The 14,489-nt window shown below is 70.2% G+C and carries 16 protein-coding genes; 6 read left to right on the top strand and 10 right to left on the bottom strand.

Translation table 11 applies throughout. The features are described 5' to 3' along the window. Positions 1 to 29: 29 nt before the first annotated feature. On the bottom strand, positions 30 to 842 hold the full coding sequence (locus tag OIE74_RS18285; RefSeq protein WP_329384728.1) for a carbon-nitrogen family hydrolase: 813 nt from the start codon (positions 840 to 842) through the stop codon (positions 30 to 32). A 177-nt stretch (positions 843 to 1,019) separates the two neighbouring features. Here OIE74_RS18285 and OIE74_RS18290 point away from each other — a divergent pair, with 177 nt between their 5' ends. Then, positions 1,020 to 1,844, top strand: coding sequence for a maleylpyruvate isomerase family mycothiol-dependent enzyme (locus tag OIE74_RS18290; RefSeq protein WP_329384731.1), 825 nt, complete (start codon positions 1,020 to 1,022; stop codon positions 1,842 to 1,844). Positions 1,845 to 1,939: 95 nt separating this feature from the next. Here OIE74_RS18290 and OIE74_RS18295 read toward each other — a convergent pair whose 3' ends face one another. Together OIE74_RS18295 and OIE74_RS18300 are read right to left on the bottom strand one after the other, a co-directional pair. Further along, the gene (locus tag OIE74_RS18295) at positions 1,940 to 3,184 is read right to left on the bottom strand and encodes an MFS transporter (protein WP_329392343.1); all 1,245 of its coding nucleotides are present in this window, start codon (positions 3,182 to 3,184) and stop codon (positions 1,940 to 1,942) included. 116 nt (positions 3,185 to 3,300) lie between these two features. Further along, positions 3,301 to 3,984 carry a GntR family transcriptional regulator gene (locus OIE74_RS18300; RefSeq protein WP_329384734.1) on the bottom strand — a complete coding sequence of 228 codons (684 nt, stop codon included), beginning with the start codon at positions 3,982 to 3,984 and terminating at the stop codon, positions 3,301 to 3,303. Between the two features lie 163 nt (positions 3,985 to 4,147). On the opposite strand from OIE74_RS18300, the gene OIE74_RS18305 reads away from it, so the two are divergent. The 3 genes from OIE74_RS18305 (at position 4,148) to OIE74_RS18315 (ending at position 7,149) form a co-directional block, all read left to right on the top strand. Next, positions 4,148 to 5,149, top strand: coding sequence for a D-alanyl-D-alanine carboxypeptidase family protein (locus OIE74_RS18305; RefSeq protein ID WP_329384737.1), 1,002 nt, complete (start codon positions 4,148 to 4,150; stop codon positions 5,147 to 5,149). 174 nt (positions 5,150 to 5,323) lie between these two features. Next, positions 5,324 to 6,268, top strand: coding sequence for a BRO-N domain-containing protein (locus tag OIE74_RS18310; RefSeq protein ID WP_329384740.1), 945 nt, complete (start codon positions 5,324 to 5,326; stop codon positions 6,266 to 6,268). A 50-nt stretch (positions 6,269 to 6,318) separates the two neighbouring features. Further along, the gene (locus OIE74_RS18315) at positions 6,319 to 7,149 is read left to right on the top strand and encodes an RNA methyltransferase (RefSeq protein WP_329384742.1); all 831 of its coding nucleotides are present in this window, start codon (positions 6,319 to 6,321) and stop codon (positions 7,147 to 7,149) included. On the opposite strand, the gene OIE74_RS18320 is transcribed toward OIE74_RS18315, so the two are convergent. Both OIE74_RS18320 and OIE74_RS18325 read right to left on the bottom strand, forming a co-directional pair. Beyond that, positions 7,136 to 7,330: a DUF397 domain-containing protein gene (locus OIE74_RS18320; RefSeq protein ID WP_329384745.1), complete on the bottom strand. Its 195-nt coding sequence runs from the start codon at positions 7,328 to 7,330 to the stop codon at positions 7,136 to 7,138. The two genes, OIE74_RS18315 and OIE74_RS18320, sit on opposite strands and share 14 nt — an antisense overlap. 5 nt (positions 7,331 to 7,335) lie before the next feature. Continuing rightward, positions 7,336 to 8,214: a DUF5753 domain-containing protein gene (locus OIE74_RS18325; RefSeq protein WP_329384748.1), complete on the bottom strand. Its 879-nt coding sequence runs from the start codon at positions 8,212 to 8,214 to the stop codon at positions 7,336 to 7,338. A gap of 215 nt (positions 8,215 to 8,429) precedes the next feature. On the opposite strand from OIE74_RS18325, the gene OIE74_RS18330 reads away from it, so the two are divergent. After that, complete coding sequence (locus OIE74_RS18330) at positions 8,430 to 8,933, top strand: ATP-binding protein (protein WP_329384749.1); 504 nt, start codon at positions 8,430 to 8,432, stop codon at positions 8,931 to 8,933. Here OIE74_RS18330 and OIE74_RS18335 read toward each other — a convergent pair. From OIE74_RS18335 to OIE74_RS18345, 3 genes are all read right to left on the bottom strand, one after another. Beyond that, positions 8,875 to 10,038 (bottom strand): methyltransferase domain-containing protein, encoded by a 1,164-nt coding sequence (locus tag OIE74_RS18335; RefSeq protein ID WP_329384751.1) that lies wholly within the window; start codon positions 10,036 to 10,038, stop codon positions 8,875 to 8,877. The genes OIE74_RS18330 and OIE74_RS18335 overlap by 59 nt on opposite strands. After that, positions 10,008 to 10,157 (bottom strand): hypothetical protein, encoded by a 150-nt coding sequence (locus OIE74_RS18340; RefSeq protein ID WP_329384754.1) that lies wholly within the window; start codon positions 10,155 to 10,157, stop codon positions 10,008 to 10,010. The genes OIE74_RS18335 and OIE74_RS18340 overlap by 31 nt, the downstream gene beginning before the upstream one ends. Before the next feature lie 117 nt (positions 10,158 to 10,274). Then, positions 10,275 to 11,672, bottom strand: coding sequence for a hypothetical protein (locus OIE74_RS18345; RefSeq protein WP_329384757.1), 1,398 nt, complete (start codon positions 11,670 to 11,672; stop codon positions 10,275 to 10,277). 181 nt (positions 11,673 to 11,853) lie between these two features. Between OIE74_RS18345 and OIE74_RS18350 the strand changes: the two genes are divergently transcribed. Continuing rightward, positions 11,854 to 12,024, top strand: coding sequence for a hypothetical protein (locus OIE74_RS18350; RefSeq protein WP_329384759.1), 171 nt, complete (start codon positions 11,854 to 11,856; stop codon positions 12,022 to 12,024). A gap of 77 nt (positions 12,025 to 12,101) precedes the next feature. On the opposite strand, the gene OIE74_RS18355 is transcribed toward OIE74_RS18350, so the two are convergent. Beyond that, positions 12,102 to 13,493: a dihydrolipoamide acetyltransferase family protein gene (locus tag OIE74_RS18355; RefSeq protein WP_329384762.1), complete on the bottom strand. Its 1,392-nt coding sequence runs from the start codon at positions 13,491 to 13,493 to the stop codon at positions 12,102 to 12,104. Positions 13,494 to 13,507: 14 nt separating this feature from the next. After that, entirely contained in the window at positions 13,508 to 14,488 is a 981-nt protein-coding gene (locus OIE74_RS18360; protein ID WP_329384765.1) for an alpha-ketoacid dehydrogenase subunit beta, read from the bottom strand. Position 14,489: the final 1 nt, after the last annotated feature.

Here is a 14,489-nt window from a genome sequence, read left to right on the forward strand (position 1 = left end):
CAAGAGGCGGGCCCGTCGCATGAAGAAGCTCAGCCGCGCGGCGCCGTCACACCCAGCAGACGGTCCTTCAGCACCGGGAACTGCTCACGCGTCGTCGCGACCTTCGCCGGGTCGAACTCGACGGTCAGAACCTCCTCGCCGGTCCCCGCCTCCGCCAGCACCTCGCCCCAGGGGTCGACCACGATGCTGTGCCCGGACTGCTCCACCCCGGCGTGCGTGCCGGCGGTCGAGCAGGCGAGCACATACGCCTGGTTCTCCACCGCGCGCGCCTGCGCCAGCAGCGTCCAGTGCGCGCGGCGGCGGGCCGGCCAGCCCGCCGGGACCACGAAGATCTGTGCGCCCTCGTCGAGCAACCCCCGGAACAGCTCGGGAAACCGCAGGTCGTAGCAGGTGGCGAGACCCATCACCGCGTCCGGCAGGGCGACGGTCACCAGTTCGCCGCCCGCGCCCATCAAGGTCGCCTCACCCTTGTCGAACCCGAAACGGTGAATCTTGCGGTACGAGCGCACGAGGGAGCCGTCCGGCGCGATGACGAGCGCGGTGTTGTAGAGGTCGGCGGCACCGTCCAGGACCGCCTCAGGAGCACGTTCCACGATGGACCCGGCGTGCAGCCAGACGCCCGCGTCGCGCGCCGCCCGTGACATCTCCTGGAACGTCGGACCGTCCAGCGTCTCCGCCTCGGCGGCGAACGACTCGTACGCGAAAGCCCCCACCGGCCAGAGCTCGGGCAGGACCACCAGGTCGGCGCCGCGCTGTTGCCGTACCAAGGAGGCGGCGCGCTGCCTACGGGAATTGACTGGTTCGTCCGGGTCTACTGCGATCTGGATGAGGGAGGCGCGCACACTACCACCGTCCTGGCATTCGAGCCGTCTACACGGGCCTACGATCGTCACACGAAAGCACTGCCGGGGTGCCAACGGGCAGCGTAACTTAGGCCTTCGAACCTCCCACGCAGCCCACAGCCCGCCGCCCGCAGCCAGCAGCCCAGCCCGCTAACCGCAGAACCGTCGAGGGGTCCCGTGACCGTCCATCCCAGCCTTCAAACCTACGCCGACGCCTGGTCCGACTCCATTGAAGCCATAGCCGAGCTGGTGCAGCCACTCGTCGAGGGTGAGTGGAACCGGCCCACGCCGTGCCCCGGCTGGTCGGTGCGGGACATCGTCTCGCACGTCATCGGTCTGGAGTGCGAGATGCTCGGGGACCCACGCCCCATCCACAGCCTGCCGCGCGACCTGTACCACGTACGGAGCGAGATCGCCCGCTACATGGAGATGCAGGTGGACGTGCGGCGCCACCACACCGCTCCGGAGATGACCTCCGAGCTCGAATACACGATCATCCGCCGCAACCGCCAGCTGCGGAACGAGAACCGCGCACCCGACACCATGGTCCGCGCGCCGCTCGGCACCGAGCAGACCCTCGAACAGGCCATGCGGGCACGCGCGTTCGACATCTGGGTGCACGAGCAGGATCTGCGTACGACGCTGAGCAAGCCCGGCAACCTCGCCTCCGGCGGCGCGCTGGTCACCCGCGACGCGCTCCTGGAAGCTCTCCCGAAGGTCGTCGCGAAGGGTGCCGGCGCCCCGCCGCACACGGCGGTCGTCTTCGACGTGCACGGCCCCGTGGAGTTCCTGCGGACGGTGCGGGTCGACGCGGACGGCCGCGGCACGGTCGACGGCTCGCCGTCGCTCGGCCCGGCGGTGACGCTGGTGATGGACTGGGAGACGTACTTCCGGCTGGCATGCGGGCGGGTGCGGGCCGCCGCGGTGCCGGACCGGATCAAGACGGAGGGGAACGGGGAGCTGGCGGCGGCGATCCTGCGGGAGTTCGCGGTCACGCAGTAGCGCCGCGCGCCCTGCCCTCGCTTCGTACGGGTCCTGGTACGGGGTCCTCGTACAGGTCCACGGGGTCCTTGTACGTGTCCTGGTGCGGGCCGTGCTCAGACGGGCACGTGCACCGCCTCCACCCGGCTGGCCACCAGCCGCTCACGCTCCCGTCGCGCCGTGCGCGCCCGCAGCCGCAGGATCTGGACGACCCCCAGCGCTTCGAGGACGAAGACGGACGAGAACGCGACGCGGTAGTCGCCGCCGGTCGTGTCGAGCAGCACACCGATGGCGAGCAGCGTCGTCATCGAGGCGATGAAACCGCCCATGTTGACGATGCCGGAGGCGGTGCCCTGACGGGCCGGCGGGTTCGCGGGCCGGGCGAAGTCGAAGCCGATCAATGAGGCGGGCCCGCACGCGCCGAGGACGACGCAGAGTGTGATCAGCAGCCACATCGGCGCGTGGTCGCCGGGGTAGGCGAGGGTCGACGCCCAGACGAGGGCGGTCATGCCGATCGTCCCCAGGGCGATCGGGGCCCTGGCGGCGTGGTGGCGGGCGATGATCTGCCCGTAGACGAGACCGATCACCATGTTGACGAGGACGACGAGGGTGAGCAGATCGCCCGCCGTGGCCCGGGAAAGCCCCTGGGCCTCGACGAGGAACGGCAGGCCCCACAGCAGCATGAAGACCGTGGCGGGGAACTGGGTGGTGAAGTGCACCCAGAGCCCCAGCCGGGTGCCGGGCTCCCGCCACGACTCGGCGATCTGCTTCCGTACGTAGGTCGCGCCCGCGTGTTCGGACGGCGGCGGCTCGTGGCCCTCGGGGTGGTCCTTGAGGAAGAACACCAGTACAAGAACGACGACACCGGCCATCGAGCTGCCGACGAACGTTGTCGTCCAGCCGAAGTGGCTCAGGAGGCGGGCGATGAGAAGGGTCGAGACCAGATTGCCCGCCATCCCGAAGAGCCCGGCGAACTGCGCGATCAGCGGGCCCTTGCGGGCCGGGAACCAGTGGATGCCCAGGCGCAGTACGGCGATGAAGGTCAGCGCGTCGCCGCAGCCGAGCAGGGCGCGGGCGGCGAGGGCCATGCCGTAGGTGGGGGCGAGGGCGAAGCCGAGCTGGCCGATGGTGAAGAGCGTCACGCCGAGGGTGAGGACCTTGCGGGTGCCGAGCCGGTCGACCATGAGGCCGACGGGTATCTGCATCCCGGCGTAGACGAGGAGTTGGAGGATCGAGAAGGTGGAGAGGGCGGAGGCGTTGACGTCGAAGCGGTCGGCGGCGTCGAGTCCGGCGACGCCCAGGCTCGTACGGAAGATGACGGCGACGAAGTAGACGGCGGCGCCGATGCTCCAGACGGCGATGGCACGACGGCCGCCGGGCGGGTCGCCGGGGAGGGTGAGGGCGGGGCCGCGGCCGGATGATCCGGAGGAGCCGGAAGATCCGGACGACCCGTCCGAGGCGCCTTCCGAGGACGCGCTCACCGGGCCTCACCCCGGATGAGCACCTTGACGCGACTGACGTGGGCGCGCACGCACCGCGCTGCGGCCTCGGCGTCACCGGCCCGGATGCTTTCGAGCAGTTCGGCGTGCTCGACGATGCTGGTCTCGACGCGCTCGGGATGCGCCTCCATGACGGCGACGCCCATCCTCAACTGCCGGTCCCTGAGCTGGTCGTAGAGCTTCGACAGGATCTCGTTGCCAGCGTTGCGCACGATCTCGGCGTGGAAGCAGCGGTCGGTGACCGCGACGGCGGCCAGATCGCCCTCCTCGGCGAGGCGGCGCTGCTCCTCGACGAGTTCCTCCAGTCGCGCGATGAGCCGCGCGGACGCGGGGACGGCCTTGCGGGCGGCGAACTCCTCGACCAGCAGGCGGGTCTCGACGACGTCGGAGATCTCCTGCGCGGAGACGGCGAGGACGAGGGCGCCCTTCTTGGGATAGAGCTTGATCAGCCCCTCGACCTCCAGCTTGAGCAGCGCTTCGCGCACGGGCGTACGTGACACCCCTACGGCCTCGGCGAGTTCTCCCTCCGTAAGGAGGGTCCCGCCCTGGTAGTGCCGGTCGAGAACGCCCTGCTTGATGTGGCTGTAGACACGGTCGGCGGCGGGCGGTTGCTTCACGGGGACGGCGGACACGGGGGAGGTGGCGGGAGGCGCGGATGACATGAGCACAGCTTAGATACAACAGAGATGCGACGGTGATCGCGTCCATATCGCGGACCGACGAGATTTCCGGTGCGCGCCGTACATCCCTTCGGATCACTCGTGAGTCTTTTCAGTGGACCACCCCTGTACGGGTGTGCGTCGAATTCACTTCAGACCAGCGCATATGCGACATCGGAGCGTTCCTTTGATAACCAGCTTCCCGGGCGTGCGGAGAAACGTGCGCAGGTCCACCGTGGTAGCCCTCACCGCCGGCGCGATGCTGACGGGCACGGCCCTGGTCGCCCCGGCGACCCAGGCGGCCGAGTCCGCGCCCGCCGCCACTGCGGCTGCCGCCGCCCTGCCGACCCTCTCGGCCAAGGGCGCCTTCCTGCTGGACAACACCACCGGTGCGAAGCGGTACGGCAAGGCCGCGGACACCCGCCGGCAGATGGCCAGCACCACGAAGATCATGACCGCGGCCGTCGTGCTCAACACCAAGGGCATCGACCTCAACCGCAAGATCACCGTCAAGCAGACGTACCGCGACTACGTGGTCCGCGAAGGCGCGAGCACCGCGGACCTGCGCACCGGCGACAAGGTGACGATCCGTCAGCTCCTGTACGGCCTGATGCTCCCGTCCGGCTGCGACGCGGCGTACGCCCTCGCGGACGCGATCGGCACCGGCACGACGGTGGCGGCGCGCACGAAGTCGTTCATCGGGAAGATGAACACGAAGGCCAAGGACCTGGGCCTGACGAATACCAAGTTCGACTCGTTCGACGGCATCTCGGCGGCGGGCAACAACTACACGACGCCGCGGGACCTGGCGACGATCGCCCAGTACGCGATGAAGAACACCACACTGCGCGCGGTCGTCAAGTCCACGAGCTACAAGACGACGGCGACGACCAAGTCGGGCGGCACCCGCACGTACACCTGGTACAACACGAACCAGCTGCTCGGCTCGTACACGGGCGCGTTCGGCGTCAAGACCGGCACGGGCACGGCCGCGGGCCCCTGCCTGATCTTCGCCGCCACCCGCAACGGCAAGACGCACATCGGCGTGATCCTGAACGGCACGGACCGCTACAAGGACGCGGCGAAGCTGCTGGACTACTACTCGGGCGTGTCAACGGCCAAGACGATGCAGCTCCGCACCCTCCCGCCGGGCGCCCAGCGCGACTGACCCCCCCTACGGGATGCACCAACAGGGGCGCGGCCACCACGGGGTGGCCGCGCCCTTCTTTTTGCGGTCGGCTGCAGAAACGGTCACTCCTCACCCGCAGTGGTGAATATCGCGCTCTTTCCGCATGGTTCGGGTTTGTTCGCTATTACGTTCCCTCTCATGGAGGTGGTTCGTATGAACGGACAGATTCGGCCGTCGGACACGGCTGCGCGACACGAGGCGATCGACATCGGCGACTTCGTCTACGGGGCGACGGGGACGCGGATCCGGAGGTTGACGATGCCGGACGGAAGTCACTGGTTCCCAGCGGCGGACGTCTGCAGGCAACTCGGTTACACCACCACGAGAAAAACTCTCACCGACCATGTCCCGGAACGCCATCGAGACTTTCTTGAGACTGTGACTGGAAGTCACAGTCTCAGCATTCCCGCAGGTAGGGAGTGGCGTCGAGACCTGCAACTGATCGACCTCCAGGGCCTGATCCTGCTCGTAAACGGATGCACCAAACCGTCATGTCTGCCGTTCAAACAGTGGGTCTCAGAAGTGATCGTTACGGTTCAGGGCACCGGCACCTACACCCTCCCCCGCGCCGAGGCGCAACCTGCGGCCCCCGCCGCAACGGCCACCCCCGTCGCCTATGCCCTGCCCCCGCAGGTCGCCGACGCGATCGTCCGGCTGGAGGAGCGGAACATACGGCTGGACGAGCAATTCGCGGCCGTGCAACGCGAGTCGCTCGAAACCCGACGCGAAATGCTCACCGCGCATCAAGCCACGGCACGTGCCATGGAACGGATCGCCGACCGGCTCGACGCCCTCATCCCCGACCGCCCGGCCACGCCTCCGCACACCACGACCCCCGACGCCGTCCTCGCCGACTGGAAGTCCCGGATGTCGGTGACCGAGGACGTCTGGGCCGTCGCCGTCACCATCGCGCCGGCCCTCGCCGCCGACGGCGAGCTGCGGCAGCCCTTGGAGTCCATCGCCTCCCGCACGGGCCTCACCGAGCACCGCGTCAACGAATGCCTGCGGTTCATGCGCAAGCACGCCTGCATCCACGCCTGGGGCAGCACCGTGGACGGCGTCCCCGTCTATGGGCTGAGCCCCGCGCGTCCCCTGTAACCTTCCCCGGTCAGGGATCGTCAGGGATCGCAGAGCGACGAGGAGTACGGGTGGCCGGTCAGCGGATCACGACCCGCAACGCCCGTTTCCAGCAGTGGCACGCGCTGCTCGCCAATCGCAACAAGCGCAAGCGCCAAGGCGAGTTCCTCGTCCAGGGCGTGCGCCCCATCACGATGGCCGTCGAGCACGGGTGGACCGTACGCGCCCTGCTGTACGACGCGAGCCGTCCGCTCTCGCGGTGGGCCGAGGAGTTGCCGCGCGGCATCAGTACGGACCGAATCGCCATGGCCCCCGAACTCCTCGCCGAACTGGGCGAACGCACCGACGGCGCACCCGAGGTCGTGGCCGTGGTCGAGATGCCGCCGGACGATCTGCGCCGGATCGCCGTCCACGACACCTTCCTGGGCGTGCTGTTCGACCGCCCCACCCAGCCGGGCAACATCGGCAGCATCGTCCGCTCGGCCGACGCCTTCGGCGCGGACGGTCTGATCGTCACGGGCCACGCGGCCGACGTCTACGACCCGAAGGCCGTACGCGCCACCACGGGCTCCCTGTTCGCACTCCCGGTCGTCCGAAGCCCCTCGCACCACGAGGTCGCGGAGTGGCTGGCGAAGGAGCGCGCGGAGGGACGCCCGGTCGCCGTCGTCGGCACGGACGAGCACGGCGACGCGGACGCCGACGCGTTCGACCTGACGCGGCCGGTGTTGCTGCTGATCGGCAACGAGACGTCCGGACTGAGCACGAGCTGGCGCGAGTTGTGCGACCACGTGGTGAGCATCCCGATGACGGGCTCGGCGAGCTCCCTGAACGCCTCGAACGCGGCGACGGTGGTCCTGTACGAGGCGGCCCGCCAACGCCGGGCGGCGGCTACGGGGCGCTGACCCCGCGCACGTACGCGGCGAACGCGCTCCACGCCCCGGTCGCCACGGTGACCACGGGCCCGGCGTCCACCTTGGAGTCCCGGACGGCGACGGTACCGGGGATGTTGCGGGCGACCTCTACGCACTCCTGCCCGGCGTTCCCGCCGCTGTAGCTGGACCTGACGAACTCATACGCGGGCACGAGGCCTACAACTCCTTGAGGATTCCGTCGATCAAGCTGATCGAGTTCCGCTGCGCGAGCCCGAGCCGGGTGATGCGTTCGAACAGGTGCCCGTGCTGCGCAGCATCAGTATCGCTCTCCAGCCAGAGGGACGTCGAGGTCGTATCCATGTACACCACGTCGAGCGCGCCCTCGTCGGCGAACGAGACGATGTTGAAGGCACTGGTCATCCCCGGGTGGGCGCCGGCCAGGTACGGAAGCACCTGCACCTTTACGTTGGGGCGCTCGGCAACGTCCCGCAGATGTTCGAGCTGGGTCCTCATCACGGCGCGCCCGCCAACGAGTTGGCGCAGTGCGCCTTCGTGCACGACCGCCCACAGTTCCAGCGGGCGTTCGCCGCCCAAGCGCGCCTGCCGCGCCATCCGGGCTTCGACGAACGGATCGATCTCGTCCGGGTCGTCCCATGAGCCGTTCCCGACGGCTAGCGCCCGCGCGTAGTCGGGCGTCTGCAACAGACCCGGCACGATGGCGAGTTGCCACGTACGCAACTGGGTTGCGATGTCCTCAAGCGCGACGTACTCGACCATGGCTTGCAGTTGGGGATACTGGTTCCACCAGCCCTTCGCCTTCCGGCGCTCCCTGTCCAGCCGCGCCAGTTCCAGCAGCCGACCGACGGCCACCGGGTCTTCCTGGCCGTAGAACTCGAACAGCACCCGAATGTCCGGGTCTCTCATCGGCACCCAGCCCTGCTCCATCTTCACGATCTTCGAGTTCGTGGCGCTGATCGCGCCGGCCGCCTGTTGCTGCGTCTTGCCCGCCGCGTCGCGCAGACGCAGCAGCTCGCGTCCGAGTCTGCGCCCGAGGACCGTTGATGCCCGATTGCCTTGCTGAGCCGATCGATTCACGGTCCAAGTGTCGCTTGAGAAGCGATGAGCGGTCGACTCAGCTCACTCGATGGAGACAATTGTCTCTGGAGGACTTGCACCCATGAAGTAAGTGTAGCTACTTTCAGCACACCGCCACTCACACCGCGGAGCCACCCGGCGGAAGTGCACCGCGCTGCCCCGTGCCCAAGAGCAGCCGGCATCGCCACCGCCGACTCACCCCCCAGGGACCCCAGATGAACGCAGCTCACGCTCCACAACAACCCACGCCCAACCCTGAACCCGTCCTCCAGGAGGACCGGCTCGACTACACCCCCACCGCAGGGAGCGTCCGGCTCGCGCGGCGGCGGGCCGTGCGGCTTGTTGGGGAGTGGGGGTGGGCCGGACTCGCAGGCAGTGCCGGGCTGTTGGTCAGCGAGCTCGCCACCAACGCCCTGTTGCACGGCTGTCTGCGCGACCGGCTCTTCCGCGTACGGCTCCGACTCACCGCCGCCACCCTCCGCATCGAGGTCAGCGACCCGCGCGGCGAACGGCTGCCGCGCCTACGGCTCCCCGAGGACGACGAGTGCTTCGGCCGGGGGCTGCTCATCGTCGCGGAGCTGGCGGACCGTTGGGGCGTCGAGCCCCGCACCGTCGGCAAAACGGTCTGGGCGGAGTGCCACCTCGGCCCCCGCTCCCTCGTCACCCCACCGGGTTCGCCGGACCGTCCAGCCACAGCTCCTGTCGTCCCCGTGCCGTGACCGTCAGGCCGAAGCGGGTCAGGGACGGGCGGTCCCGGTCCTCCCACCAGGCACGGGCCGCCGTGATTTCGTCCCAGAGACGGCGGGTGCCCCACTGGCGCACCGCGTCCGGGGCGTCCCACGCCTCGTAACGCACCGACGTCCACGAGCCGTTGCCGTCCGAGAGCGCGATCCGGTACGTGGCGGCGGGGTCAGCGGCGTCCCAGGTGTGGAGGTAGCGGGCGTCCGGGACGCGCAGGCCGATCGTGAACGCCACGTCCACGTTCGACAGCACCAGATCCGGGTCGATCGCGGACGGGCCCAGCCGATCCGGCTCCTGGGGCGGAAGGACCACCGCGTGGGGGCGTTGGGCGCGCATCCACATGAAGCTCACGTTGTCGACGAAGCGGCCGTACGAGGGGCCGCCGGGCTCGCCCGTCACCAATCGCAGCAGGCCAGCGTTGGCGTACGGCGTGCCCCACGGCGTCACGATCGTGCCGCCGGGCCTGGTCTGTTCGATCCAGGTGCGAGGAATGCGGCGGACGGCCGCCGTCGAGTGGATGTGGTCGTACGGCGCGCCCTCGGGCCGGGCCGCCAGGCCGTCACCGACCAGCAATCGCGCGGGCGAGAGCGCCGCGGACTTCAGACGGTGCGCGGCCTCCCCCGAGATACGGGGGTCGACCTCCACCGTGGTGACGGCTTCGCCGCCAAGTCGGGCCACCAGCAGGGCACTTGTCCAGCCCGTGCCCGTACCGACGTCCAGGACCCGGGCGCCGTCGGTGACATCCAGATGCCTGAGCATCGACGCCACCAAGGACGGCTTGGACGCGGACGAGGTGGGGACACCGGGGCCGTTGTCCGCGCCGTCGTCCAACTGCGTGACGACCACTCCGTCGGCGTCCACCAGCGACCGCCACGTATCGGGCTCGGCGGCCCGGGTGATACGCCGGTGGCCGTTCGGCGACCCGTCGTCCGGCGCCCATACGACCTCCGGCACGAACGCCGCACGCGGCGCACGCGCGAACGCGCCCCGCCAACTCTCTGCCAGCACACCGGACTCGGTCAGGCCGGCCAGCAACCGCGCGTAGCCGTCGCTCACTTCTTCGGCGGTACGGGCCTCGTCCACTGACCGTCCGACTCCTTCGGCGTCTGCTTCTTGTCCCCTTCGGTCCCGTCCTTGCCGTCCCCGTGCTCACCCATGAACGTCTCCCCTCGTTCTCCGATCGACCGACTGCGTTCGGTCACCAGAACAGGTATACCCGCTTCGCTCCGTGACCACAGGGGGCGTGCGGAAGCACCCGGGGACGGGCGGGGCGCACAGCGGCGCCCCCGGCGACCGCCCGCTCATGGCCGGCCGCCCGCTCACGGACCGCCGTGCGGCACCGCGACCGTCAGGGACTGGGCCGGACCGCCCACACGGGTCCAGGTTCCGGTGGCGGAGTCCCAACGCCGGACCGACGCACGGTCCTTGGACAGGACGAACACCGCACGGCCCGCCACCCACGTCTCCGCCCCGGCCGGACCGATGTCGTGCCAGGTGCTCGACGCGTAGTGGCGCAGGCGGGTGCCCGTGCGGTCGGTGGAGAAGAGGCCCGCGGTGCCCGCGAACAGTGCGGTGGCCGGGCCCGCCGTGCGGGTCCACTGCTGCTCCGCGCCTTTCGCCTCGGGGCCCAGCCAGCGGGTGACCATCGCGCGGTCCGGCGTGAGCCCGTAGAGATGCTGGTCCGTGAGCGCGAAGTCCGCGCCCGCCGTGCCCACGAAGTCCCATTCGCCGGGCCGGCCGGCGTACTTGAAGATCCGGCCGTCCTTGGGGTTCGTCGCGAAGAGGCCGGGACCGCCGCCGTACAACCGCTGCGCGGGGCCGCCCACCCAGGTCCAAGAGGTGCCCCGGCCGTCCCAGACGTGGACGGCGCCGCCGTCCGGCGCCAGGCGGTAGACACCTGCGCCGCTGACCGCGAAGTCGCTGCCCGGCCCGCCGACGCGGTGCCAGCGGCCGGGACTGCCGCCGTACGCGTAGAGGCCGTCGCCGTGCACTCCGGTCGCGAACAGGCCCGCCGGGCCCGCCCACAGGCGCTTCGCGGTGTCGCCGATCCGGGTCCAGTCGGCGGCGCCCGGGCCGTCCCAGCGGAAGACTCCGTCGCCGCCGGGACCGATCGCGAAGACGCCGGTGCCGGCGAGCGGCGCCGCCCGTTCGGGCGCCGGGCCGCTCGACGAAACGCCGCCGCCGGACGGGGTCCGGCCGCCGGCCGTGATGTCCTCGCCGCCGGACGAGAACAGCGCGATCAGCACCAGGAGGACGGCGACGGCGGTCGCCACCCCGGCGGTCAGAGCCACCGCGAGCGGGGGGCGCCGGGGGCCCGGCCCGCGTACGGCAGCGGCAGCCGGGACCCCGGCCGCGACCGGAGCCTCGTCGGACGACGGCACCGGCTCAACAGGCGCCGGAGCCGCCGCCGGAGCCGCCGCCGCACCCACCGCCGCCGCGTGCAGCCGCCTCGCCGTCCCCGTACGGCTCCGGCGGACCGCCTCGTCCGGCGTACGGTCCGCCACCAACCGCTCCAGCAGGTCCAGCGGTACGAGCTTCTGGCCCGAGCGGTACTCCCCCCACATCGTTTTGCCGACGTGATACCGCTGCGCCAACTCCCGCACCGTGGACCCGGCCGTCACCTCCAGCACGAACGACGCGAGCGCGTTCGCCTCCTCCGTACGGCCTCTCGGCGCGCCCTGCCGTCTGCCGGCCCTGCCCGTCGTGTCGTCTGTCATCACGCCCCCTCACCCCGGGGAATCCCAGCAGATCGGTTGTCCGCGGACAATGCGTTGTCCGGACTTCATACGTGTTTTCCGGCCGAATCGCCCGGACAATCGCGAGTCCCGGCAGCCTGGGAACCGCGGGTCAACGTCGGCACATCGACCGATCCACTCGGTTTCGACCAAGGAGGAAAACATGCCGTTCAGCGACGACGAAATCACCGAGATCGCCTTCAGGGAGCAGCGGGAGCGCGACCGCCAGTACCAAGAGATGATGGAGCGTCAGGAGGCCGAGCGCCAGGCGCGGTACGCCGAGGAGCAGGCCCGGAGGAACGCCGAGCAGCCGCACTCCGGGCCCACCTGGTAGGTCAGGACCTGGTTCACGCACAGACGGAAGGGTCGCAACCCACGGGGGAGTTGCGACCCTTCCCTGGGCCTGGGTGATCAGGCCCAGGTGATCAGTCTCTTCGGCTGTTCCAGGATCGCCGCCACGTCCGCCAGGACCTTGGAGCCCAGTTCGCCGTCCACCAGGCGGTGGTCGAACGACAGGGCCAGGGTCGTCACCTGGCGGGGTTTGACCTTGCCCTTGTGGACCCAGGGCTGGAGCTTGATCGCGCCGACCGCCAGGATCGCCGACTCGCCCGGGTTGAGGATCGGGGTGCCCGTGTCGACGCCGAAGACGCCGACGTTCGTGATGGTCACCGTGCCGCCCTGCATGGCCGCCGGGGTCGTCTTGCCCTCGCGGGCCGTGGACACCAGTTCGCCCAGGGACTGGGCGAGTTGGGGCAGGGTCTGGTCGTGCGCGTCCTTGATGTTCGGGACGAGCAGGCCGCGGGGGGTCGCCGCCGCGATGCCCAGGTTGACGTAGTGCTTGACCACGATCTCCTGGGCGGCCTCGTCCCACGTGGCGTTGACCTCGGGGTGGCGCTTGATCGCCACCAGCAGCGCCTTGGCGATGAGCAGCAGCGGGTTGACCCGTACACCCGCCATGTCCTTGTCGGACTTGAGCTCGTCCACCAGCTTCATCGTGCGCGTCACGTCGACCGTCACGAACTCCGTGACGTGCGGCGCGGTGAACGCGCTGCCCACCATCGCCGCCGCCGTCGCCTTCCGTACACCCTTCACGGGGATCCGGGTCTCCCGGCCCACCGGCGCCGTCGGGGCGGCCACCGGTGCCGGCGCGGGCTCCGCGGCCGGCTCCTCGGCCACGGGTGCCGTCGCCGCGTGCACGTCCTCGCGGGTGATGATCCCCTCCGGGCCGGTCGGCGTGACCGTCGTCAGGTCCACACCCAGGTCCTTGGCGAGCTTGCGCACCGGCGGCTTCGCCAGCGGGCGGGACGGCGCCTCGGTCACGGGGGCGGAAGCGACCCCGTTCATCTCCGCCTGGATCGCGGCGGCGGCAGTGCCCTGCTCAGGGACCGCCGCCCCCCGGCGCGGACGCCGCTTCGTGGACGACTCCGAGACGCCGTAGCCCACGAGCACCGGTTGGCGCCCCTTCGGCCCGGCGGCCTCCGCGGGCTCGGCGGGCTCGGCGGCCTCAGCGACCGGCTCCACAGGCGCGGCCGCCCCGCTCCCCGGCGCCACGTCCACCGTGATGATCGACGCCCCGACATCGACGGTCGTGCCCTCGTCGAAGCGCAGCGCGTGCACCACCCCGTCGTAGGGGATGGGCAGTTCGACGGCCGCCTTCGCCGTCTCCACCTCGCACACCACCTGGCCGTCGACGACGGTGTCGCCCGGCTGTACGTACCACTTGAGGATCTCCGCCTCGGTGAGCCCTTCGCCCACGTCGGGCATCTTGAACTCTCTATAGCGGGTAGAAGTGTCAGCAGTCATGGTCACGGCACTCCTCAGTACGCGAGCGAGCGGTCGACGGCGTCGAGCACCCGGTCCAGGCCCGGAAGGTACTCCTCCTCCAGGCGCGCCGGCGGGTACGGGGCGTGGAATCCGCCCACCCGCAGCACCGGAGCCTCCAGGTGGTAGAAGGAGCGCTCCGTGATCCGGGCGGCGATCTCCGCGCCGGAGCCGTAGAACACCGGCGCCTCGTGGACCACGACCAGCCGGCGTGTCTTCTCCACCGACGTCTGGATCGTGTCGAAGTCGATCGGGGACATCGAGCGGAGATCGAGGACCTCCACCGACTTGCCCTCCTCGGCCGCGGCGGTCGCCGCCTCCAGACAGACCTTGACCATCGGGCCGTACGCCGCGAGGGTGAGATCCGTGCCGGCGCGGGTGACCCGGGCCTTGTGGAGCGGGCCGGGAATGGCCTCGGTGTCGACCTCGCCCTTGTCCCAGTAGCGGCGCTTGGGCTCGAAGAAGATGACCGGGTCGTCGCTCTGGATGGCCTGCTGCATCATCCAGTAACCGTCCGCGGACGTCGAGGGCGAGACGATCTTCAACCCCGCCACATGCGCGAACAGCGCCTCCGGCGACTCGGAGTGGTGCTCGACGGCGCCGATGCCACCGCCGTACGGAATCCGGATGACGACCGGCATCTTGATCTTGCCGAGCGCGCGGGCGTGCATCTTCGCGAGCTGCGTGACGATCTGGTCGTACGCGGGGAAGACGAAGCCGTCGAACTGGATCTCCACGACGGGCCGGTAGCCGCGCAGCGCGAGGCCGATCGCCGTACCGACGATGCCCGACTCCGCGAGCGGGGTGTCGATGACCCGCCCCTCGCCGAAGTCCTTCTGGAGACCGTCGGTGACCCGGAAGACACCGCCGAGCTTGCCGACGTCCTCGCCCATGATCAGGACCTTGGGGTCGGTGTCGAGGGCGACGCGCAGCGACTCGTTGATCGCCTTGGCGAGGGGGAGTTTCTGTACGGCCATG

The organism is Streptomyces sp. NBC_01716, from assembly GCF_036248275.1.
In the GTDB taxonomy this organism is placed as follows: Bacteria; Actinomycetota; Actinomycetes; order Streptomycetales; family Streptomycetaceae; genus Streptomyces.

Bases quoted from the DNA above. Each gene is read 5' to 3' on its own strand.
- OIE74_RS18300 (WP_329384734.1), bottom strand. From the start codon at position 3,984: ATGTCATCCGCGCCTCCCGCCACCTCCCCCGTGTCCGCCGTCCCCGTG.
- OIE74_RS18305 (WP_329384737.1), top strand. From the start codon at position 4,148: ATGCGACATCGGAGCGTTCCTTTGATAACCAGCTTCCCGGGCGTGCGG.
- OIE74_RS18310 (WP_329384740.1), top strand. From the start codon at position 5,324: ATGAACGGACAGATTCGGCCGTCGGACACGGCTGCGCGACACGAGGCG.
- OIE74_RS18330 (WP_329384749.1), top strand. From the start codon at position 8,430: ATGAACGCAGCTCACGCTCCACAACAACCCACGCCCAACCCTGAACCC.
- OIE74_RS18345 (WP_329384757.1), bottom strand. From the start codon at position 11,672: ATGACAGACGACACGACGGGCAGGGCCGGCAGACGGCAGGGCGCGCCG.
- OIE74_RS18350 (WP_329384759.1), top strand. From the start codon at position 11,854: ATGCCGTTCAGCGACGACGAAATCACCGAGATCGCCTTCAGGGAGCAG.
- OIE74_RS18355 (WP_329384762.1), bottom strand. From the start codon at position 13,493: ATGACTGCTGACACTTCTACCCGCTATAGAGAGTTCAAGATGCCCGAC.
- OIE74_RS18360 (WP_329384765.1), bottom strand. From the start codon at position 14,488: ATGGCCGTACAGAAACTCCCCCTCGCCAAGGCGATCAACGAGTCGCTG.